This is a genomic window from Sphaerisporangium sp. NPDC049003 (genome assembly GCF_043197795.1).
In the GTDB taxonomy this organism is placed as follows: Bacteria; Actinomycetota; Actinomycetes; order Streptosporangiales; family Streptosporangiaceae; genus Sphaerisporangium.
In genome coordinates this window covers 171,465-192,950 of sequence record NZ_JBICTU010000008.1, presented here as the reverse complement: position 1 = coordinate 192,950, position 21,486 = coordinate 171,465, and the positions used below count along the sequence as shown (strand labels likewise).

General features: G+C 69.6%; 20 protein-coding genes. 5 read left to right on the top strand and 15 right to left on the bottom strand.

Translation table 11 applies throughout. The features are described from left to right. Positions 1-126 precede the first annotated feature (126 nt). The 9 genes from trmD to ACGFIV_RS11335 all read right to left on the bottom strand — a co-directional run bounded on the left by trmD (position 127) and on the right by ACGFIV_RS11335 (position 8,490). Positions 127-924, bottom strand: a complete 798-nt coding sequence (gene trmD / locus ACGFIV_RS11375) for a tRNA (guanosine(37)-N1)-methyltransferase TrmD (protein WP_392834175.1) — start codon at positions 922-924, stop codon at positions 127-129. A 23-nt stretch (positions 925-947) separates the two neighbouring features. After that, positions 948-1,463 carry a ribosome maturation factor RimM gene (gene rimM / locus ACGFIV_RS11370; RefSeq protein WP_392834070.1) on the bottom strand — a complete coding sequence of 172 codons (516 nt, stop codon included), beginning with the start codon at positions 1,461-1,463 and terminating at the stop codon, positions 948-950. Positions 1,464-1,584: 121 nt separating this feature from the next. Further along, positions 1,585-1,827, bottom strand: coding sequence for an RNA-binding protein (locus ACGFIV_RS11365; protein ID WP_358547504.1), 243 nt, complete (start codon positions 1,825-1,827; stop codon positions 1,585-1,587). A 1-nt stretch (position 1,828) separates the two neighbouring features. After that, complete coding sequence (gene rpsP, locus ACGFIV_RS11360) at positions 1,829-2,293, bottom strand: 30S ribosomal protein S16 (RefSeq protein WP_358547506.1); 465 nt, start codon at positions 2,291-2,293, stop codon at positions 1,829-1,831. Between the two features lie 198 nt (positions 2,294-2,491). Continuing rightward, positions 2,492-4,048: a signal recognition particle protein gene (gene ffh / locus ACGFIV_RS11355; RefSeq protein ID WP_358547509.1), complete on the bottom strand. Its 1,557-nt coding sequence runs from the start codon at positions 4,046-4,048 to the stop codon at positions 2,492-2,494. 123 nt (positions 4,049-4,171) lie between these two features. Continuing rightward, a complete protein-coding gene (locus tag ACGFIV_RS11350; protein ID WP_358547511.1) occupies positions 4,172-4,732 on the bottom strand; it encodes an ATP/GTP-binding protein in 561 nt (186 codons plus the stop codon). Positions 4,733-4,742: 10 nt separating this feature from the next. After that, positions 4,743-5,126: a DUF742 domain-containing protein gene (locus tag ACGFIV_RS11345; RefSeq protein ID WP_344949353.1), complete on the bottom strand. Its 384-nt coding sequence runs from the start codon at positions 5,124-5,126 to the stop codon at positions 4,743-4,745. Between the two features lie 5 nt (positions 5,127-5,131). Further along, a complete protein-coding gene (locus ACGFIV_RS11340; RefSeq protein ID WP_358547557.1) occupies positions 5,132-5,545 on the bottom strand; it encodes a roadblock/LC7 domain-containing protein in 414 nt (137 codons plus the stop codon). A 5-nt stretch (positions 5,546-5,550) separates the two neighbouring features. Next, entirely contained in the window at positions 5,551-8,490 is a 2,940-nt protein-coding gene (locus ACGFIV_RS11335; RefSeq protein WP_358547514.1) for a nitrate- and nitrite sensing domain-containing protein, read from the bottom strand. 687 nt (positions 8,491-9,177) lie between these two features. Here ACGFIV_RS11335 and ACGFIV_RS11330 point away from each other — a divergent pair. From ACGFIV_RS11330 to ACGFIV_RS11310, 5 genes are all read left to right on the top strand, one after another. Next, a complete protein-coding gene (locus ACGFIV_RS11330; RefSeq protein ID WP_358547517.1) occupies positions 9,178-10,158 on the top strand; it encodes an ABC transporter substrate-binding protein in 981 nt (326 codons plus the stop codon). Continuing rightward, a complete protein-coding gene (locus ACGFIV_RS11325; protein WP_358547519.1) occupies positions 10,155-10,928 on the top strand; it encodes an ABC transporter permease in 774 nt (257 codons plus the stop codon). The genes ACGFIV_RS11330 and ACGFIV_RS11325 overlap by 4 nt, the downstream gene beginning before the upstream one ends. Continuing rightward, a complete protein-coding gene (locus ACGFIV_RS11320) occupies positions 10,925-11,764 on the top strand; it encodes an ABC transporter permease (protein WP_358547522.1) in 840 nt (279 codons plus the stop codon). Before ACGFIV_RS11325 ends, ACGFIV_RS11320 begins: the two co-directional genes overlap by 4 nt. 9 nt (positions 11,765-11,773) lie before the next feature. Continuing rightward, entirely contained in the window at positions 11,774-12,556 is a 783-nt protein-coding gene (locus tag ACGFIV_RS11315; RefSeq protein WP_358547524.1) for an ABC transporter ATP-binding protein, read from the top strand. A gap of 108 nt (positions 12,557-12,664) precedes the next feature. Beyond that, entirely contained in the window at positions 12,665-13,669 is a 1,005-nt protein-coding gene (locus tag ACGFIV_RS11310) for a methyltransferase (RefSeq protein WP_358547526.1), read from the top strand. A gap of 40 nt (positions 13,670-13,709) precedes the next feature. Here the strand turns inward: ACGFIV_RS11310 and ACGFIV_RS11305 are convergent, their stop codons facing one another. From ACGFIV_RS11305 to ACGFIV_RS11280, 6 genes are all read right to left on the bottom strand, one after another. Further along, entirely contained in the window at positions 13,710-14,306 is a 597-nt protein-coding gene (locus ACGFIV_RS11305; RefSeq protein ID WP_344949369.1) for an ATP/GTP-binding protein, read from the bottom strand. Further along, positions 14,287-14,595 (bottom strand): DUF742 domain-containing protein, encoded by a 309-nt coding sequence (locus ACGFIV_RS11300; protein WP_392834170.1) that lies wholly within the window; start codon positions 14,593-14,595, stop codon positions 14,287-14,289. Before ACGFIV_RS11300 ends, ACGFIV_RS11305 begins: the two co-directional genes overlap by 20 nt. A gap of 176 nt (positions 14,596-14,771) precedes the next feature. After that, entirely contained in the window at positions 14,772-15,185 is a 414-nt protein-coding gene (locus ACGFIV_RS11295; RefSeq protein WP_214413570.1) for a roadblock/LC7 domain-containing protein, read from the bottom strand. A gap of 5 nt (positions 15,186-15,190) precedes the next feature. Then, positions 15,191-18,367, bottom strand: a complete 3,177-nt coding sequence (locus tag ACGFIV_RS11290; RefSeq protein WP_392834058.1) for a nitrate- and nitrite sensing domain-containing protein — start codon at positions 18,365-18,367, stop codon at positions 15,191-15,193. 239 nt (positions 18,368-18,606) lie between these two features. Next, positions 18,607-20,037: an aminobutyraldehyde dehydrogenase gene (locus tag ACGFIV_RS11285; RefSeq protein ID WP_358547534.1), complete on the bottom strand. Its 1,431-nt coding sequence runs from the start codon at positions 20,035-20,037 to the stop codon at positions 18,607-18,609. A 78-nt stretch (positions 20,038-20,115) separates the two neighbouring features. After that, the gene (locus ACGFIV_RS11280) at positions 20,116-21,393 is read right to left on the bottom strand and encodes a glycosyltransferase (RefSeq protein ID WP_358547536.1); all 1,278 of its coding nucleotides are present in this window, start codon (positions 21,391-21,393) and stop codon (positions 20,116-20,118) included. Positions 21,394-21,486 lie beyond the last annotated feature (93 nt).

Below are 21,486 nucleotides of genomic sequence, written 5' to 3'. Positions count from 1 at the left end.
TCCGCCCGGCCATGCATGAGGCACGGCGACGAGGAAGACACGAGCACTGGGCTGATTACGACTCGGATGCCGGGCCCGTCTGCCCGGAGCGGCCACGCCGACCACAAGTCAGTTGGCGGCAGCGATTCAGTTTGCCATATCTTCCGGCGGGACGCGAAACGAAGCGTCGTCGAGGACCTCACGATCATGCTTGTCAAGGCTTTGGGGGTCGAGTCGCGCGGCCAGTTCGGGTCTTTTGGCGACCGTACGGCGCAGCGCCTCGTCCCGCCGCCACCGGGCGATCGCCCCGTGGTTGCCCGAGAGCAGGATCGGCGGCACCTCGTGCCCGCGCCAGACGGGCGGCTTGGTGTAGACGGGGCCTTCCAGGAGGCCGGCCATGGTCCCGGGCGCGAAGGAGTCATCGGCCACCGAGCCGGCGTTGCCGAGCACTCCGGGCAGCAGGCGGCCGACGGCCTCGACCATGACCAGCACGGCGGCCTCGCCCCCGGCCAGCACGTAGTCGCCGATGCTGACCTCGTCGAGGCGCAGGCGCGAGCCGTACTCGGCCATGACCCGGGAGTCGATGCCCTCGTAGCGGGCGGGCGCGAAGAGCAGCCAGGGCTCCTTGGCGTACTCCAGGGCGACTTCCTGGGTGAACGGCCGTCCACTGGGCGTCGGCACGATCAGCCGCGGCGGCCCTTCGCCGGAGACAGAGCCGGAACCGGCGACCGCGTCGATGGCCTCGCTCCACGGCTCGGGCTTCATCACCATGCCGGGACCGCCGCCGTACGGCGTGTCGTCCACCGTGCGGTGGACGTCGTGGGTCCAGTCGCGGAGCTGGTGCACCCGGATGTCGAGGAGACCCCGCTGGCGCGCCTTGCCGATCAGGGACACGTCGAGCGGGGCGAAGTACTCAGGGAAGATCGAGATGATGTCGACGCGCATGCCCACCGCCGGCCGTTCCATGATCAGACCGTCTCGTCGGGATCGAGCAGGCCGGGCGGGGCGTCCACGACGACACGCTTGGCGTCCAGGTCGACCTCGGGGACCAGGGGCTTGACGAACGGGATCAGGACCTCTCCCTGCTCGCGCTGGATCACAAGGAGGTCCTGGCCGTGGTGCAGGACGTCGACGATCTCGCCGACGGCCTCACCGGTGACCGTCACCACGGACAGGCCGATGAGCTGGTGGTCGTAGAACTCGTCGGGGTCGCCGGGCGGCGGGATCTCGGAGGAGTCGATCACGAGCATGGTGTCGCGCAGCTCTTCGGCCTCGCTGCGGTCGGCGACGCCCTCGAAGCCCAGCACCAGGATGTTCTTGTTCCAGCGCATGCGCTCGACGACCAGCGGCCCGGCGCCCGCCGGGTCGGTCGCCAGCGAGGTGCCGGGGGCGAAGCGCGACTCGGGGTCGTCGGTGCGCACTTCGACGGTCACCTCGCCACGGATGCCGTGCGGGCGGCCGATGCGGCCGACGACGAGCTGCACGTCGCTCCTCCTTCGAACTTCGAACTTCGAAAGTCGTACTGATGCCCCGAGAACCGCGACAGGGGACCGCCCGGCTGCCGGGGGTCCCCTGCCCAGAGGGTTCGTGGCCTCTGAGGTCTTGTTACCGGGCTTCGTTGAGGTCGAGCAGGTCGACCCTGACGTACTTGCCGTCGGCGAGGGCGTTCACAACCGTGCGAAGCGCCTTCGCCGTGCGGCCACCGCGGCCGATGACCTTGCCGAGGTCCTCGGGATGAACCCGGACCTCGAGGACGCGCCCGCTGCGGATGCGACGGGCACGAACCAGAACGTCGTCGGGATGCTCGACGATGCCCTTGACCAGATGCTCGAGGGCTTCCTCAAGCACCTCAGGCCTCGCCTTCCGGCTTCTCCTCCGCGGCCGGCTCGGCCGGGGTCGCGGGGGTCTCGTCGGCCTTCACGGTCTTCTTGGGCTTGCGCGCCGTGGTGGCGTTGCCGCTGCCGGTGTCGCCGGCGAGCGACTCCTTCGCGGCGGCCTCGTAGATCGCGTGACGGTCGGCCTTGGGCTCGGCGACGAGCAGAGCCGGAGGGGCCGCCTCGCCCTTGAACTTCTGCCAGTCACCGGTGAGCTTGAACAGCTTCAGCACCGGGTCGGTCGGCTGCGCGCCGACACCCAGCCAGTACTGCGCCCGCTCGGAGTTCACCTGGATGAACGACGGGTTCTCCTTGGGGTGGTAGAGGCCGATCTCTTCGATCGCACGGCCGTCACGCTTGGTGCGACTGTCCGCCACCACGATGCGGTACTGCGGGTTGCGGATCATGCCGAGCCGCTTGAGCTTGATCTTGACTGCCACGGGTGTGGTCTCTCCTGGACTTTCGAGCGTGGGTGAGCGGGCGTCTCGCCGAGTGGGGCACGACGGGATGACCGCCCGAGGGACAAACGTGACTCGCGGGGGTGAGAGGGCACCCACGGTCACGGTGTTCCAACATGCCATTCTGCCAGACGATCGGAGTGCTGTCCGAATCGGCGCGCAATCAGCGGGTGAGCGCGGCTACTTCTGGCCGGGCAGCCGGAGCTTCGAGGGGTCGAAACCCGGCGGGAGCTCAATGCCGGGCGGAAGCTGGCCGCCGAGGCCACCGAGACCGCCGAGGCCCGGAGGCAGCTGCGGCGCGCCCGAGCCGCCGTCTGCCGCCCCCGCCTTGCCGAGCGCGGCCTTGCGCGGGTCGCCGCTGACGCGGCGGCCCTTCTTGACCTTCTTCTGGACGGCCTTGCCCTTGCGGCCCCCGGGCATGCCCGGGATGCCCATGCCTCCCGCCACCTGCTTCATCATCTTCTGAGCGTCGAAGAAGCGGGTGACCAGGTTGTTGACCTCGGTGACGCTGACGCCGGAGCCACGCGCGATGCGGGCGCGCCGCGAGCCGTTGATGATCTTCGGCTCCTGGCGCTCGGCCGGGGTCATCGAGCGGATGATCGCCGCGACCCGGTCGAGGTCGCGCTCGTCGACCTGGTTGAGCTGGTCGCGCATCTGCCCCATGCCGGGCATCATGCCGAGGAGGTTCTTGAGCGGCCCCATCTTGCGGACCATCATCATCTGCTCAAGGAAGTCGTCGAGCGTGAAGCCGTCGCCGGAGGCGAGCTTGCCCGCCATCTTGGCCGCGTCGGCCTCGTCGAAGGTACGCTGCGCCTGCTCGATCAGGGTGAGGATGTCGCCCATGTCGAGGATGCGCGACGCCATGCGGTCGGGGTGGAAGGCGTCGAAGTCCTCAAGCTTCTCACCCGTCGAGGCGAACATGATCGGACGGCCCGTGATGTGCCGCACCGAGAGCGCCGCGCCGCCGCGGGCGTCGCCGTCGAGCTTGGTGAGCACGACGCCGTCGAAGCCGACGCCCTCCATGAACGCCTGCGCGGTGGTGACGGCGTCCTGGCCGATCATCGCGTCGACGACGAAGAGGACCTCGTCGGGGCTGACGGCGTCACGGATGTCCGCGGCCTGCTTCATCAGCTCCTGGTCGATGCCGAGGCGGCCGGCGGTGTCGATGATGACGATGTCGTGCTGCCGGCGCCTGGCGTGCTCGATCGACTCGCGCGCCACGGCGACCGGGTCGCCGACGCCGTTGCCGGGCTCGGGCGCGTACACCGCGACCTGCGCCCGCTGCCCGACCACCTGGAGCTGCTGGACGGCGTTGGGCCGCTGCAGGTCGGCGGCGACCAGGAGCGGGGCGTGGTTCTGCTCGCGCAGCCAGCGGGCGAGCTTGCCCGCCAGCGTGGTCTTGCCGGCGCCCTGGAGGCCGGCGAGCATGATGACGGTCGGCGGGTTCTTGGCGAACCGCAGCCGCCGGGTCTCGCCGCCGAGGATCTGCACAAGCTCGTCGTTGACGATCTTGACGACCTGCTGGGCGGGGTTGAGCGCCTGGGAGACCTCCGCGCCCCGGGCGCGCTCCTTGACATGGGACACGAAGTCCTTGACGACCGGCAGCGCGACGTCCGCTTCGAGAAGAGCGATGCGGATCTCGCGACAGGTCGCGTCGATGTCGGCGTCGGACAGCCTCCCCTTGGACTTCAGGGAGGAGAAGACCGATGTCAGCCGGTCGGAAAGCGTCTCGAACACGTGATTGGCCAGCCTCTGCGCTACGGGTCGTCCGGGGTTTGCGTCTGCGACTCGACCTCCCAGCCTATCCGCTCCGCGGCCCGGTCACGCGTATCCAGCGGGGGGCAGGGAGGTCCGGCGCCGCTAGCTTCTCCAGCCGGGTACGGACACCCGCATCGTCAGAGCGTGCTCGACCAGGGCGATGAGCGTGCTCTTCACCGAGTCCCGCTGCCGGGCGTCGGTCCGTACGATCGGGATGTGCGGGCCCAGGGTGAGGGCGTCGCGCACCTCCTCGTCCTGGTGCGGGTGGTTGCCGTCCCAGCCGTTGAGCCCGATGACGAACGGCAGCTTCGCCTCCTCGAAGTAGTCGACGGCCGGGAAGCTGTCGGCCAGCCGCCGCGTGTCGACCAGGACCACCGCGCCGATGGCGCCCCTGACCAGGTCGTCCCACATGAACCAGAACCGGTGCTGCCCGGGGGTGCCGAACAGATAGAGGATCAGCTCGCTGTCCAGCGACACACGGCCGAAGTCCATCGCCACCGTCGTGGTGGTCTTGCGTGGAATGAGGCCCAGGTCGTCGATGCCGGCACTGGCGTCGGTCATGACCGCCTCGGTGGTGAGGGGGACGATCTCGGACACGGCGCCCACGAAGGTCGTCTTACCGACGCCGAACCCGCCCGCGACGACGATCTTGGTCGACGTCAACCCGCCACGGCTAGAGCCTGCGAAGTCCACTGAGAACCCTTTCGAGCAAGTTGAGATCCGGCTTCCCGGCGTCCAGCTGCGGCTGATGCAGCTGGACCAGGCCTTCGGCGGCCATGTCCGAGATGAGCACCCGGGCCACGCCGAGCGGCACCCGCAGGAGCGCGGAGATCTCGGCGACGGAACGTACCTGGCGGCACAGCGAGTTGATCGCCTGGTACTCCGGGATCAAGCCGGAAATATCTTGGTAAGCCGGAATCGTGGAGTGAACCAGCGTCTCCATGGCCAGATGCGTCCGCGGCGCCGAGCGCCCTCCGGTGACTGTGAAGGGACGGACGGGCGACGACGGTTCCTGTTGGTACCGTCGTAACCCGTCCTCCCAACCAGGACCGCCCATGAAGGTCACCGCGGTGACGACGCCTGAAGCTCGGCGCGCACGGCCGGGGTCAACACCTGACCGGCGCGCTCGACCATCAGCGTCATCTGGTACGCCACCAGGCCCATGTCACAGTCCGGGGCGGCCAGCACGGCCAGGCACGAACCATCGCTGATCGACATGATCAGCAGCAGCCCCCGCTGCATCTCCACCACGGTCTGGGTGACCGCGCCGCCCTCGAAGACCCGGGAGGCTCCCTGGGTCAGGCTGATCAGGCCGGCGGCCACCGCCGCGAGCTGGTCGGCCCGGTCCTTGGGGAAGCCCTCGGAGTACGCCAGCGGCAGCCCGTCGGAGGACACCACCACCGTGTGCGCCACCCCCGGCACGCCCCGGACGAAGTCGGTGATCAGCCAGTTGACCCCACGGGCGCCTTGGCTCAGCTCTCTCACTTGTCCTCCTTCTCGCCCTGAATGCGCCGCAGCTCGGCGTTGAACGCCACCTCGTCCTCGCTCAGTTCCCCACGGGCCACCGCCCGGCCCTGCCGGATGCCCTGCTGGAAGCTCGACAGCCGGCTGCGCGCCCGGTCGGGCGACAGCGGCGGCATGGCGGGCGGGGGCGTCGCGGCGGCCTCGGGAGTGCCGGCCGACCCGGGCACCAGGTTCGCCTTGGGGACCCGCTTGGGCAGGCCCGCCGCGGTGGTCCCGTCGCGCACCGGCTCCTGGACGGCCGCCGCCGCCTGCCAGCCCGCGTCGGCGGGGATCTCCTGCCAGCCGGTGGAGGCCTTCTCCTTGTCCGGGTCGGGGTCCACGCGCCGGAACCAGGCCGACTCGACGGACGCGAAGATCGGCAGGAAGTCGTCCTCCTGCTCCATGGGAGAGGAGCGCACGGCGGGAAGCGGGCCGGTCACCGCGTCCAGATCCGAGGTGTCGTACCGGCGCGGCCGCAGGCGGGACGGCAGTTCCCCGCCCCTCGCGCCGGGTCCTGTGGGAGGCCCGGCGAGCCCGCCCTGTCCCGTGGCGGGTCCCCCGAACGAGCTCGGCCCGGACGGCGCGCCGCCGAAGCCACCCGAACCGGTACCGGAGCCGCCGAAGACACCCGAACCAGTGCCAGGGCCTCCGAAGCCGCCCGAACCGGTGGCCGGGCCGCCGAACGGGCCGGAAGCCGGGCCCGCGTACCCGCCCGAGCCTGTGGGAGGACCGCCGTACCCGCCACTGGGACCGGTCGGCGGTCCGCTGAAACCACCCGAACCAGGGGGCGGTCCGCCGAAAGCGCTGGAACCCGGACCGTACAGCCCGCCCGAGCCCGTGGCGGGACCGCCGTACCCGCCGCTCGGACCGGTCGGCGGGCCGCCGTACCCTCCGCCACCGGTCATGGGGCCGAGAGCGCCGCCACCGGTGGTCGGGCCGAGGGGTCCGGACCCGTTGGAGGGTCCGAACGCGGGCGGCTCGGTGAACGGGCCGGACGCGGTCGGGAAGTCGAACGCGCCGTTGGCCGGGGTGGCCGAGGCGAACAGGCCCTGTCCCGCGGGTTGGCCGGTGGCCGACCAGGCGGGAGTCCCGGACCCCGCGAGCGACTGCGCGCCCGGGGCGACGCCGGCGCCGACGGGATGCGCGGGCATGCCCATGAGCGTCTCCGGCAGCAGGACCATCGCGGTCAGGCCGCCGGTGTCGTGACGGCGCAGTTGCACGCGGATGCCGTTGCGCAGCGCGAGCCGGCCGACCACGAACAGGCCCATCCTCCGCGACACCGAGACGTCCACGACGGGCGGGTTGGCGAGCCGCCAGTTGGTCTGGGCGAGTTCCTCGTCGGTCATGCCGATGCCGGCGTCGGTGATGGAGATCATCACGCCGCCGCCGTCGATGCGGTTGGCCGACATGGTGACCCTGGTCTCGCGGGGAGAGAAGGAGATCGCGTTCTCGACCAGCTCGGCCAGCAGGTGGATGACGTCGTTGACCGCCTGCCCGGCGATGGAGGCGCCGGTGGGGACGTTCATCGCCACCCGCTCGTAGTTCTCCACCTCCGACAGCGAGGCCCGGGTGACGTCCAGCAGTGGCACCGGCTGGCTCCACCGGCGCGCGGGCTCCTGACCGGCGAGGACCAGGAGGTTCTCACTGTTGCGCCGCATGCGGGTGGCCAGGTGGTCGAGCCGGAAGAGGTCCCCGAGCCGGCTGTCGTCCTGTTCGCCCTGCTCCAGGCCGTCGATCAGCGTGATCTGCCGTTCCACCAGGGTCTGCGTGCGGCGGGAGAGGTTGACGAACATGGCGCTGACGTTGCTGCGCAGCTGGGCCTCGTCGCTCGCCAGGCGGATCGCCTCGCGGTGGACCTCGTCGAAGGCCCGGGCCACCTCGCCGACCTCGTCGGCCGAGGCGACGCCGATCGGCTGCACCTCGGGTGGACCGGTGTTGCCCTCGGACTCCCGGAGCTTCTGCACCATCTCGGGCAGGCGGCGACCGGCGATCTCCAGCGCCTCGCCCCGTAGCCGCCGCAGCGGGCTGACGAGCGAGCGGGCCATGACGATCGTGATGGCCAGGACCAGGATGAGCAGGATGGCGACGATGGCGATGTTGATCGCGGCCTGGCTCTGGTCGCCGCGCGCCAGCTCGGCCGCGCGGTCGACGATGGAACGGCCCAGGGCCCGCTGCACGTCGTGCATGCGGTTCAGGCCCTCGCTGGCGGCGTCGAACCAGAAGTCGGTGTCGCTGGCGCCTCCGCCGCTGATCCCGCTCAGCGGCTGGTTCTCGCGGGTGAGCTCCAGGATGCGCTCGACCAGGCCGGCGGCCCGGTCGATCTTCTGGCCGCTGACGGTGTCCGCGTACATCTGCCGCTCGGCGAGCGTCGCCCGGGAGAAGAACACCTTGAGCTCGCTGGCCTGCTCCGCACGGGCGGCGTTGAACGCCTCAAGCTCCGCCTGGGTGAACCGGCGGGCGGTCAGCGCCACGGCGACGAGACCTCGTTGCCTGGACGCCTGCTCGGCGGCGCGGGAAAGCGACGCGAGGGAGGACGCGCTGGCGTCCAGCGTCTCGTCCGTGCTTCCGCGAGCCGTCTCGTCGAAGACGGTGAGCAGGTCGTCGAGAACGAGGGAGTACTTCTGGAGCGCCGGAAGCGCGGGAAGCTGTGAGTCGGTGATCGTCGTGCGCAGCGAGCGGAGCTCGGTGAGCCGGTCGAGCAGGCGGGAGACGACCTGGCGGCCGATCTCTCCGAGGGCCGGCTCCACGACCTTCCTGCGGTCCTGGACGATCTGGACGGCCGCGTCGACCGCGTTCCGCTGGTCGGTGAGCTTGGCCTGACTGCCGCGGCGGCCCGCGGCGACGTACCTCGCGGAGACGTCGCGTTCCAAGTCGAGCTGGTGGCCGAGGTCGCCCAGGTTCGTGACGAACTCGGCCACGGTCCGGACGCGTTCATATTCGGTGGCGCTCTGAACCGACGTCGCCACTCGCAGGCCGCCGAGCAGGACCGCCACCAGGGTGGGTACCAGGACCAGTGCGATGAGGCGGGTACGTACCCGCCAGTTACGCAGAGCGAGCAGACTTCCCGTCCCGTGACGCGGTTCGGATGGAGCACCCGTCTCGGAACGCGGTCCGTCTGCGTCCGTTTTGGTACCGCGACCGCTCTCGATTGTTGCTGTCCTCACTGGTCGCAACCTCTCGCCAGCTGGTCTGCTTTAGGGGGTAAGGGGGGGTAAGGGGACTTGCTCATGTGACGCATGACAAGTCAAGGGGCAATTGGAGCATAAGCCTATGAGTTCGACCAACAGCCATGGGCCGTTAGAACGATCCAATCCATTTTTCGGTCAATGAGAATCACGCTCGGTAGTGGAGGGGGAGTTCACGAGGGCCGTGACCAGGCAACTTACCCGCCATATCACCAAATTTGCCGTTACGGCGATCCAAAAGCCCATACTTCACATAACACTAACTACTGGTCAAACTGGACTTTTTTACGAGTTTCATGACATAGGCGGCTTGTGCGTGTTAGTTCCGATCTTCCTCCGCTAGGCTTCACGCTCGCCGTGCCACAACGGTCTCCTCAGGAGCAGCAGGCACTCTTCCCCCACACCCAAAAGGACTCCTCAATGAGAAGACTCAGGGGTCGTACCTTCATCATCGGCGCCGTGGCCACTCTGGCCCTCGCGGCATGCGGAAGCTCGGACACGGGTTCGAGCGCGTCCGGTGGAGGGCTGGAAAAGACCACGATCTCGGTCGGCGTCCTCGCCATCGCCGACGTCGCAGGACTCTACATCGCGAACCAGAAGGGCTACTTCAAGGAGGAGGGCCTGACCGTCAAGCCCGAGGTCCTCCAGAGCACGCAGTTCGCCATCCCGAAACTTCTCAGCGGCGGCCTTGACCTGGCCCTCGGCAACTACTTCTCGATCATCTCCGCCACCGAGAAGACCAACGACAAGTTCAGGTTCGTCTCCGACACCTTCCAGGCCAAGAACGACGTCTTCGACATCGTCGTCCCCAAGGACTCCCCGATCCAGTCGGTGAAGGACCTCAAGGGCAAGAAGATCTCCATCGCCTCGCTGAACAGCATCGGCGAGCTGGCGGTGGGCTCCACCCTGCGGGTCGCGGGCCTCGACCCCAAGGCCGACGTGACCTACATGCCCATGGCCTTCCCGCAGGCCCCCGCGGCGCTGAAGGCCGGCCAGATCGACGCGGCCTGGCTGACCGAGCCCTTCCTCACCGGCGTCCAGAAGGACATGGGCGCTCGCAAGATCGCCGACACGATGACCGGCGCGATGGCCGACTTCCCGATCGCGGGCTGGACGGCCACGGAGGACTGGACGAAGAAGTACCCGAAGACGATGGCCGCCTTCCAGCGGGCCATCCTGAAGGGCCAGCAGGACGCGTCGGCCGACCGCAAGGCCGTCGAGCAGGCGCTGCCGAACTACAGCCCCATCAAGCCGGAGGTCGCCTCCGTCATCAACCTGGGCGCCTACCCGACCTCCCTCAGCGCGACCCGGATCCAGCGCGTCGCCGACCTGATGTTCGAGTACGGCTACCTGTCCAAGAAGATGGACGTGACCCCCCTGCTGGTCCCGCTGCCTCAATGATCGACCGCCGAGTGGTCCGCGGCGCCGCCGGCGCCGCGGTCCTCCTCATCGCCGCGGAGCTGGCCGGGCGCTCCGGCCTGATCGATCCGGTACTGCTCCCCCCCGTGTCCACGGTCCTGGCCGCCGCGGGGGGGCTGGTGGCCGACACGGAGTTCTGGACCGACCTCTGGGGCACCGTGACCGTCTGGGCGATCGGACTGCTCATCGCGATCGTGATCGCCGTGCCGCTCGGGGTGCTGCTCGGCACCCTTCCCCGCGCCGAGCTGGCCGCCCGCCCCATCGTGGAGTTCCTGCGGCCCATCCCCTCGGTCGCGCTCCTCCCCCTGGTCACGCTTCTGATCGCGGACGGCCACAGTGTGAAGATCACCGTCATCGTCTTCGCCGCCTCGTGGCCCGTCCTCATCAACACCATGTACGGCCTGCGGGACGTCGACCCCGTCGCCAAGGAGACGCTGCGCAGCTTCGGCTTCGGACGGCTCGCCGTGCTGGGGCGGGTGTCGGTGCCGAGCGCGGCGCCGTTCGTCCTCACCGGCGTGCGGCTGGCCGCCGCCGTCGGCCTCGTCGTGGCGATCAGCGCGGAGCTGGTGGCCGGCGGCACCGACGGGATCGGCGCCTTCATGATCCGGGCGGGCTCGGGTCTTCGTACGGATCTCATCCTGGCCGCGACCCTGTGGGCGGGAATCCTCGGGCTCGCCGCCAACGCGCTGCTCGTGCGCGTCCAGCGGCGGGCCTTCCGGTGGCACAGCGCAAGGGCCGGAGGTGGCACATGACCACGACGACCGCCGAGGGCCGTACGCGGGAGGGCTCTGCCTGGCGAGGCGGCCTGACGGCCGTGCTGACCAGGGTCTGGCTGGTGCCCATCGCGATCGCCGCGTGGGAGCTGGGCACCCGGCAGGCGGGCTCCACGTACTTCCCGCCCCCCTCCGAGATCGTCGCTCGCATGTACGAGCTGTGGTTCTCGGGCCCGGCGTCCCACCTGTTCCTCACCGACCAGGCGCTCGACAACTTCCCGCCCAGCCTCGCGCGCCTGTTCGGCGGATGGGCGCTGGCGTCCGTCCTCGGCATCGGCCTCGGGATCGCGCTCGGGCGCTCGCGGACGCTGTCGGGCTATATCGACCCGCTCGTCGAGTTCGGCAGGGCCATCCCCCCGCCGACCCTGATCCCCCTGTTCATCATCATCTTCAAGATGGGCACCCAGATGCAGGTGGCGACGATCGTCTACGGGGTGATCTGGCCCATCCTCATCAACACCATCGACGGAGCGCGCTACGTGGACCGCGTCCACGCCGACACGGCGCAGGTCTTCGGCCTCGGACGGGCGCAGCGGCTGTTCCGCATCACCCTGCCGGCGGCGGGCCCCAAGATCTTCGCGGGGCTCCGGCTCAGCCTCTCCCTGGCCGTGATCCTGATGGTGGTCTCCGAGCTCGTCGGCAGCACCAACGGGATCGGCTTCCAGCTGATGTTCACGCAGCAGAACTTCGACCTGTCCGGGATGTGGGGCGCGATCGTGATACTCGGCGTCCTGGGCCTCCTGTTGAACGCGTCCTTCCTGGCAGTCGAACGACGCGTCCTTTCCTGGCACCGGCGAGCCCGGCAGACAACCTGAGGAAGCACCGTGCTCGATGTCGTCAACCTGAGTCACACCTACGGCGAGGGCCCGAACGCCCACCATGCCCTCGGAGGAATCGACCTCAAGGTCGCCGAGGGCGAACTGGTGTGCGTCGTCGGCCCCTCCGGCTGCGGGAAGTCCACGCTGCTGCGTTCCATCGCGGGGCTGATCCAGCCCACCGAGGGACACATCCGGATCAGGGACGTCACGGTCGCGGAGACGCCCGGCGATCTGGCCGTCGTCTTCCAGGACTACAGCCGGTCGCTCTTCCCCTGGATGTCGGTCGGCGACAACGTGGCCCTGCCGCTGCGCCGCCGCGGCAAGGACCGGGCGGCGCGCCGCGCCGCCGCCGCGGAGGCACTCGAAGAGGTCGGCCTGGGCGGCGCCTCCTCGAAGTTCCCGTGGGAGCTGTCCGGCGGGATGCAGCAGCGCGTGGCGATCGCCCGCGCCCTCGCCTACCGGCCGTCCCTGCTGCTCATGGACGAGCCTTTCGGCTCGGTGGACGCCCAGACGCGTGAGGACCTGGAGGACCTGGTCCTCAAGGTCCGCGAGCACCACCGCATGACGGTCCTGCTCATCACCCACGACATCGACGAGAGCGTGTACCTCGGAGACCGTGTCGTGGTCCTCACGCGCTCACCGGCCAGGGTCGCGGGTGAGCTGCCCGTGAACCTGCCGTTCCCCCGCGACCAGATCGCCACCAGGGAGCTTCCGGCCTTCGTGCACCTGCGTGCCGAGGTGGGCCGTCTGGTCCGCGACAAAAAACGGGCTCCCTTGTTCCAGGCCTAGGACCAGGCCTGCCCATCCCCGGGGAGCTCCCCGGGGATGATTTCTCACCGAATTTCTCACCGAATTTCTCACCGACTTTCTCACCGACTGGAACTGACTGGAGTGGAAATGACCGACCCCGGAACCCTGATCTGGGACGTCCTTCGCGGCGGCTGGCGTGTCGCGGCACTGAAGACCATGGTCGACCTCGACTGCGCCGCGCACCTGAGCGAGGGGCCGCTCTCGGTCTCCGAGCTGGCCGCCCGTTGCGGGGCTCACGGCCCCTCCCTTGGCCGCGTGCTGCGGACCCTGGCCGCCATCGGCGTGGTGGAGACCGTGGGCCAGGACACCTACGCGCTGACCGAGTCGGGGGCCATGCTCGCCGCCGACTCGCCCCGGTCGCTGCGCAGCGCCGTGATCGCCAACACCGATCCGACCATGTCGTACGCGATGACCGAGCTGACCGAGACCGTGCGCACCGGCCGGTCGGCGTTCGTGGAGCGCTACGGCATCCTGTACGACTACCTGGCCACCGACCCGGAGCTGGGACGGGTCTTCAACGACTTCATGACCGGCCGGGCGGTCCCCATGGCCGAGGGCGTGGCGTCGCTCTACGACTTCTCGGGCGTCGGCACGCTGATGGACGTCGGAGGCGGGCGCGGGCACATCCTGGCGGCGGCGCTGCGGGCGAACCCCGGCCTTCGCGGCGTGCTGTTCGAGCTTCCGCACGTCCTGCCGGACGCGCGTGAGGCCTTCGCCTCCTGGAACCTGTCCGACCGGTGCGACTTCGTGACCGGTGACTTCTTCTCGTCCGTCCCCGAGGGCGCCGACGCCTACCTGATGGGCAGCGTCATCCACAACTGGGACGACGCGGACGCGCTGCGCATCCTCAAGGTCGTGAGGGCCGCCATGGGCGACGACAGCAGGCTGCTGCTCGTGGAGATCGTCGTGCCCGACGACGACACCCCGCACTTCGGCAAGGACCTGGACATGCGCATGCTGGGCCTGTTCGGTCAGGGGCGCGAGCGCAGCAGGTCGGAGCACACGATGCTGATCGAGAAGGCCGGCATGAGGGTGACCGACGTGATCCCGCTGCCGTTCAACGCCAGCCTCATCGAGGCTACCCCCATCTGACCTGGCCGGTCACCGCCGGTGGCGGTTCCAGGCCGGAGGCTCAGCGGCCTCCCCAGCCGGGAACCGCCACCCGCATCGTCAGGGCGTGCTCCACCAGCGCGATCAGAGTGCTCTTCACCGAGTCGCGCGAGCGGGCGTCGGTCCGTACGAGCGGGATGTGCGGGGCGAGCGTCAGCGCCTCGCGCACCTCCTCGTCGGCGTGGGCGTAGCGCCCGTCCCAGCCGTTGATGCCGACGACGAACGGGAGCTGGGCCTCCTCGAAGTAGTCGATCGCCGGGAAGCAGTCGGCCAGCCGGCGGGTGTCGACGAGCACCACGGCGCCGATGGCGCCGCGGACCAGGTCGTCCCACATGAACCAGAACCGGTGCTGTCCCGGGGTGCCGAACAGGTACAGGATCAGGTCCTGGTCGAGCGACACGCGGCCGAAGTCCATGGCCACGGTGGTGGTGGTCTTGTGCGGTGTCAGACCCAGATCGTCGATGCCGGCGCTGGCGTCGGTCATGACCGCCTCGGTGGTGAGGGGGACGATCTCGGACACGGCGCCCACGAAGGTCGTCTTGCCGACGCCGAACCCTCCCGCGACGACGATCTTCGTCGACGTCAGCGCCGCGCCGCGGCTAGAGCCTGCGAAGTCCACTGAGAACCCTTTCGAGCAAGTTGAGGTCCGGCTTACCCGTGTCCAGCTGCGGGTGGTGCACCTGGACGAGGCCCTCGCCCGCCATGTCGGCGATCACGACACGGGCCACGCCGAGGGGCATGCGCAGCATCGCGGCGATCTCGGCGACCGACCGCACCTGGCGGCACAGCGTGCTGATCGCCTGCTTCTCCGGAGTGAGAGTTGAAAGATCCTGGTGTAGCGATGTGGAGGAGGACACGAGCGCCTCCATGGCAAGCGAGGTCCGGGGAGCGGTACGCCCCCCGGTCATCGCGTAGGGCCGGACCAGGGAACTCTGTTCCATCGGTTCCGGCGCGGGAAGAGGCGTCGCCGCGCCGGAAAACCGGCGGGCGTCCTCGATCGGCGGGTACGAGGATCCACCGCTCAGCGGATCTCCGTCATCTGTCCAGCCGCGGCGTGCCACAGCGTCCTCCTGTCATCGGCCTCTCACCTGGGTTGAGACGCCTGGAGTTCGGCACGCACAGCCGGGGTCAGCACCTGACCGGCACGCTCAACCAACAACGTCATCTGGTATGCGACCAAGCCCATGTCACAGTCGGCTGCGGCCAGCACGGCCAGACACGAACCATCGCTGACCGACATGATCAGCAACAGGCCCCGCTGCATCTCCACCACGGTCTGGGTGACCGCTCCACCCTCGAAAACCCGGGAAGCGCCCTGCGTCAGGCTGATCAGCCCCGCGGCCACCGCCGCGAGCTGGTCGGCCCGGTCCTTGGGGAAGCCCTCTGAGAAGGCCAGTGGCAGCCCGTCGGCCGAGACAACGACAGTGTGCGCCACGCCTGGGACGTTGTTCACAAAGTCGGTGATCAGCCAGTTGACTCCACGGGCGGCCTGGCTCAGCTCCCTCACGAGTCCTCCTTGTTGCGTTCAACGTTTCTATTGGGGGAAAGGTCGTCGTTGAGCTCACCGCGGGCGACGGCCCGGCCTTTCCTTACGCCCTGCTGGTAGCTCGACAGCCGGCTGCGCACCCGTTCGGGGGAGAGCGACGGCTGTGGAGAGAAGACCGACGGACCCGGGTCGGCCGACCCGGGCACGAGATTGGCCTTGGGGACCCGCTTCGGCAGCCCGGACGAGGTGATGCCTCCGAGGGAGGGATCGGCCGCCGCCTGGGCCGCCTGCCAGCCCGCGTCGCCCGGAGACGACCAGGCCCTGGACTCCGCGGGGTCGACGACGACGGCTTCGTCGGCCTGCTCAGGCGCCTGCGCCGCGGAGTGCGCCGTCTCCTCCTGCCGCCGGGCTTCGGGCTGGCGGGGATCAGGTTCCAGGTCGGAACGCCTGAACCAGTCGGACTCCACTGCCGCGAAGATCGGCAGGAACTCCTCTCCCCCGTCCAGGGGTGAGCTGTGGACGGCGGGAAGGGGGCCGGTGTGGTCCATGTCGGGGACCGCGCCGAACGAGCGGCCCGACCTGTCGAGGGGACCGGTGGAGGAACCGCCGGTCAGCGGTCCGGAGTAGCCGCCGCCCGACGGGGGCCCCGCGTATCCGCCGCCGGTGATCGGCCCGGAAGGGCCGCCGCCGGTGATGGGGCCGGTGTGCCCGCTGCCGGCCGAGGGGACGGCCGGCCACGAGGCGGTGTCCTGGTTGGCCAGGTCGGACGACCATGAGGGAGCGCTGTCACCGCTGCCGGGGGCGGGGGTGTCGGCGGGCCACGGGGTGTCGATGGGCGGGTTCGGGTTGAAGTAGCGGTCGAACGGGTCCTGCTCGTCCGCGGCCTCCGGCTCGAACGGGTCGCGCCGCTCACCGGAGCCCTCGAACGGGTCGCGCCGACCGGGGGCCGGGCGCTCGAACGGGTCACGCTCGAACGGTCCGCGTTCGAAGGGGCCCCGGTTCAGCGGTCCGGCGGTGGCGCCGACGCCAGGGGCGTCCGCTCCGAAGACCGGGGCGCGCATCCCGCGCGAGGATGAGGCCTCGAAGCCGCCGGGAGCGGTGAAGGCACCGGTGTCGAACGACGACTGCGTAGGGGCGCCGAAGTGGCCGGCGCCCGCCATCGGCCCTGCGGCCTCCACGGGCATCCCCGGCATGCCAGGGAACTGCGGCGCGCCGGGCGCGGACAGCAGCGTCTCGGGCAGCAGCACCATCGCGGTCAGGCCACCGGTGTCCTGCTGGCGGAGTTGCACGCGGATGCTGTGGCGCAGCGCCAGGCGGCCGACCACGAACAGGCCCATTCGGCGGGACACGGAGACGTCCACGACCGGCGGGTTGGCGAGGCGCCAGTTGGACTCGGCCAGCTCGTCGGCCGTCATGCCGATGCCGCTGTCGCTCACCGAGATCATCACGCCGCCGCCGTCGATGCGGTTGCTCGACACGACGACCTTGGTCTCGCGCGGGGAGAAGGAGATGGCGTTCTCCACCAGCTCGGCGACCAGGTGGACGACGTCGTTCACGGCCTGGCCGACCACGGCCATTCCCGACTGCACGCGGACGTCGACCCGCTCGTAGTTCTCCACCTCGGAGAGCGAGGCGCGGACGATGTCGACGATCGGCACCGGCTGGCTCCAGCGGCGAGCGGTCTCCTGACCGGCGAGGACCAGGAGGTTCTCACTGTTACGCCGCATGCGGGTGGCCAGGTGGTCGAGCTTGAACAGGTTGCCCAGCCGGTTCTCGTCCTGCTCGCCCTGCTCCAGGCCGTCGATGAGGCTGAGCTGGCGTTCGACCAGCGTCTGGCTGCGGCGGGAGAGGTTGACGAACATCGAGTTGACGTTGCTTCGCAGCCGGGCCTCGTCGCCCGCCAGGCGGATCGCCTCGCGGTGGACCTCGTCGAAGGCCCGGGCGACTTCTCCCATCTCGTCGCGAGAGGTGACGCCGATGGGGACCACCTCGGCGGTCGGGGAGCTTTCCGTGCTCTCCCGCAGCCGCTGGACCGTCTCCGGCAGCCGTACGCCGGCGATCTCCAGTGCCTCGGCGCGCAGCCGGCGCAGCGGGCGGGTGAGGGAGCTCGCCACGACGGCGGTGATGATCAGGACCAGCAGCAGCAGGACCAGGATCAGGCTTCCGGAGATCATCGCCTGGCGTTGTGCCTGCTCCTGCAGCGCCTGGCTCTGCTGGACGACCGAACCGACCAGCCGCTCCTCGACCTTGCGCATCCGGTCGGCGACGGCCGTGGTGGAGGTGTACCAGGTGGCGGTGTCGTCGCGGCGGATCGGGTCGAGGTCCTGGATCTCCTTGAACTGGCGCAGCTGCGCCAGCGCGAGGGCGCGCATCCAGTCGGCCTTGTCGACCTGCTGTCCCTTGACGGTGTCGTTGTAGAACTTCACGTCGGCGGGCGTCGCCTCGGCGAGGAACGTCGCCGTCTCGCTCTGCTGGCGGCTCCAGGAACCGGGGAAGTTGACGAAGTCGTCGTAGTCGAACCCGCCGCCGGTGGCGTTGAGGGTGACGAGGCCGACCGTCATGAGGCCTCGCTGCTGGGCGACCTCTTCCTTGGCGCGGCTGAGGGCGCCGAGGGCGATGCTGTCACCGAACAGGCGCTGGTCGTTGCCCGAGGTGCCGAGCTCGCTCTGCATGGATCCGAGGACGGTGATGAGTGAGGAGTACATGCCGAGCGCGGCTCGGGAGGGCACGCTCGCGTCCGCGATACGAGTACGGAGACCGGGGAGACCTTCGAGCCAGCGGCGGATCTGCTCGGCCTCGGACCGGACACGCGCGGTGTGGGAGGTGTCGAGGCCTGACACGGCGGTCAGGACCGGCTCTCTGGCCCTGTCCACGACGTCCTGCTGAGCCCGTACCCTCTTGAACCGCGCCTGGCGCCGCCCCTCGGCGATGTACCACGCCGTGAGGTCGCGTTCCCTGTCCACCTCGTGGATGAGGACGTCGATCTTCTCCACGAGCGCGGCCACCTCGGTGAGGCGGCGGTAGTCCGAGGAGGTGGCTATGGCGTTCGTGAGCTGCACGGCGCCGAGGATGACGCCCACGATCGTCGGGATGATGATGAGGGCCACGAGACGCGATCGGACGCGCCAGTTCTGGAGCCGGAGCCAGCTACCGCTCTTCGGCGTGCGCGCCATGGCCGGCCCGGACCGCTCCACACGGTCACCTGGACCTGGGTTACCCCGAGGGTCTTCTGTCCTCACTGGTTTTCGCAACCTCTCACCGAGCCTGGCGTGCAGGGGGGTACGTCACGCGCGAGGCGCATGAGACGTCCGAGACATCCATCAGGCGAGGGTAATTGGAGCACACCCGTACCAGATCGGCCAACAGAACATTCACGGACATACGACAACAGATAAACAGTTAAATGGATAAATCCCCCTTCTCGCTTCCGTAACTATGCGGGACGGAAACCGTCACGGGCCTCGGCGGCGGCATGTTTGATCATCAGGTGCCTGGTCACTGAATATTCCTGTACCGCTTCCTGGCTCATGTCCTTGCCGAAGCCGCTGCCCTTGACGCCTCCGTGCGGGGCCTCGGACGCGATCGGCAGGTGGTCGTTCACCCAGGTGACGCCCACGTCCAGCCGATGGGCCACCCTGAGCGCCCTCGCCACGTCGCGCGACCACACCGACGACGCCAGCCCGTACGGGGTGTCGTTGGCGAGCCCGACCGCCTCGTCCTCGCCCGAGAACGGGAGCACGACGAGCACCGGCCCGAAAATCTCCCCCTGGACGATCTGACTGGCCTGCGCCGCGCCCGCGATCAGCGTCGGCGGGTAGAAGAATCCCGGCCCCTCTGGTATGGTGCCGCCGCACACGATCCGGGCGCCCTCGGCTGCGGCGCGTTCGACGAAGCCGTGCACGCGCGCCCGGTGCCCTTCGGAGATGAGCGGCCCGATGTCGGTGGCCGCGTCCCAGGGATCGCCCATCCGTATCGCCTGGAGCGTGTCCCTCAGCGCTTCCACCGTCTCGGCGTACACCTCGCGCTCGACGTAGACGCGTGTCGCGGCCGTGCAGTCCTGGCCGGTGTTGTACGTGGCGCCGAGGGCGACGCCCTTGGCCATCTCGGCCAGGTCGGCGTCGGCGAACACCAGCGCCGGAGCCTTCCCGCCCAGCTCAAGATGCACGCGCTTCAACCCGGAGCCCGCGTCGCCTTCGTCCCCTGCCGCGCGCCGCATGACGGAACGGCCGGTCTCCGTCGAGCCCGTCACGCTGATCATGTCGATCCCGGGGTCCCCGACCAGGGCCTCCCCCACCTCGGCGTCGCCGGTCACGACGCGGACGAGGCCTTCGGGGAGACCCGCCTTCGCGGCCAGCTCCGCCAGGCGCAGCGTCGTGCCGGGCGTCTGGGGAGCGGGCTTGATGACGACCCCGTTCCCCGCGGCGAGCGCGGGCCCGAGCTTCCAGATCGCCATGACCAGCGGGAAGTTCCACGGCGCGATGGAGGCCACGACGCCGATCGGGCGGCGCACCAGCACCGAGGTGTAGCCGGAGCTCAGGACACCCGCGCCGGTCCCCTCCAGCGAACGCGCGGCGCCCGCGAAGAACCGAAGGTTGTCGGCGGCGAACGGCAGCTCGCCGTCACGGAACACCGTGGCGGGCTTGCCGGTCTCGCTCACCTCCAGCCGGGTCAGCTCCTCCGCGTCGTTCTCCACGAGGTCGGCCAGGCGCAGCAGCACGCGTGAACGCTCCGCCGGTGTCGCCTTCGACCACTCCTGGTAGGCGCGCCGGGCTTCTCGTACGGCTTCCGCGACCTCACTGAGCGGGGTGTCGGGCACGCCTGGCAGGCGCTCACCGGTGGCGGGATTGATGGGTGTCCTGCTCATGGTGCTCTTTCCTTGGTGCTTTCGGTGCGGCCGGTCCCCGTGCCGGCGTGGCTGCGCGGGGACCGGCGAAGGTGGTGCTCAGACGGTGCCGTTCGCCGTCCGCTCGATGAGGTCGGCGGCCCTGCGCAGGCCGTCGCGACCCCGGATCTCCTCGCCCGCCCCGGCGAGGCGGGCCCGCAGCCCGGTGTCGCCGATCAGCCTGTCCAGCGCGCCGACGAGCTCCTCGTCGGTGAAGGTGTACGTCGACAGGCGCACGCCGTAACCGAGCTCGTCGACGCGCTGCGCGTTGTCGTACTGGTCCCAGAAGAGCGGCAGCAGGATCATCGGCTTGCCGAAGTGCAGCGCCTCGGTCGTGGTGTTGTTGCCGCCGTGCGTGATGACCACGTCCACCAGGGGGATGATCTTCGTCTGCGGGACGAACTCCGCGCCCCACATGTTGTCGGCCAGCTTGATCTCCTCGTGGAGCGGGCCCTTGGAGACGATGTAGCGGTGCGGCGTCGTGGCGAGCACGTCGACCACCCGCTGCATCAGCTCCACGTCCGCCGAGCCGAGCGAACCCAGGGAGAAGTAGACCAGCGCGCCGTCACGGTCGGCCAGGGAGGCGGGCAGCTCGAAGGAGTCGTCGGTCTCGCGGACCGAGGAGTCCAGGCGGTGCCACGACTCGCCGAGCGGGCGGGCGTCGGTGTAGTCGGCGATCTCGGGGAACACGTAGAGGTTCAGGTCGCCCTCGTGGATGAACTCCAGCTCGGGCAGCGCGGGGGCGCCCTGCTCGACGACCCACTCGTTGAAGGCCGTCCAGATGTCGCGGTGGGTGCGGTCGTACTCGGCGCGGAACGCGTCCCACTCGGAGGAGTCGCCTGCGGGAAGGCCGCTGAACACCGGCGCGACGCCGTCGCCCTTCACCTCCAGCGGGTTGCACGAGACGATGCGGACGAAGGGCTTGCCCGCCGTGAGCAGCGCGGGGAACGTGATCACGTTGTCCTCGACGATCACGTCGGGGTTCACCCGCTCGATGATCGCCTTGAGCTGCGGCTCGCAGTACTTGGCGCCGTCGATCAGGGCGTCCCAGATCGGCTTGGTGACGGTCTCCAGCTGCGCGAGGGTGGACTTGCGGTACTCCGGCGCGGTGTCGCGGATGAAGTCCTTCCAGAACTGGCCGGCGTCCTGCTCCTCCTCGGCCGGCGGGGCCAGGTCGACCAGGTCCTCCTCGAAGCCCAGCGCCGTCAGCTTGCCCTTCCACGACGCCTCGGCCGCGAACACCACGCGATGACCTCGGCGGCGCAGGATGTCCCCGATGCCGACGCAGTTGTTCGTCGGCCCGTAGGCGCTCTCCGGCATGAACAGGATGGTGGCCATCAGCACTCCATGGAAATTGAAGGACGATTCAAATACATGTCGGCACGGTAGGTCAAATACCAGGCTTGTATGGTCTGAAGCCAATGAGTCGCT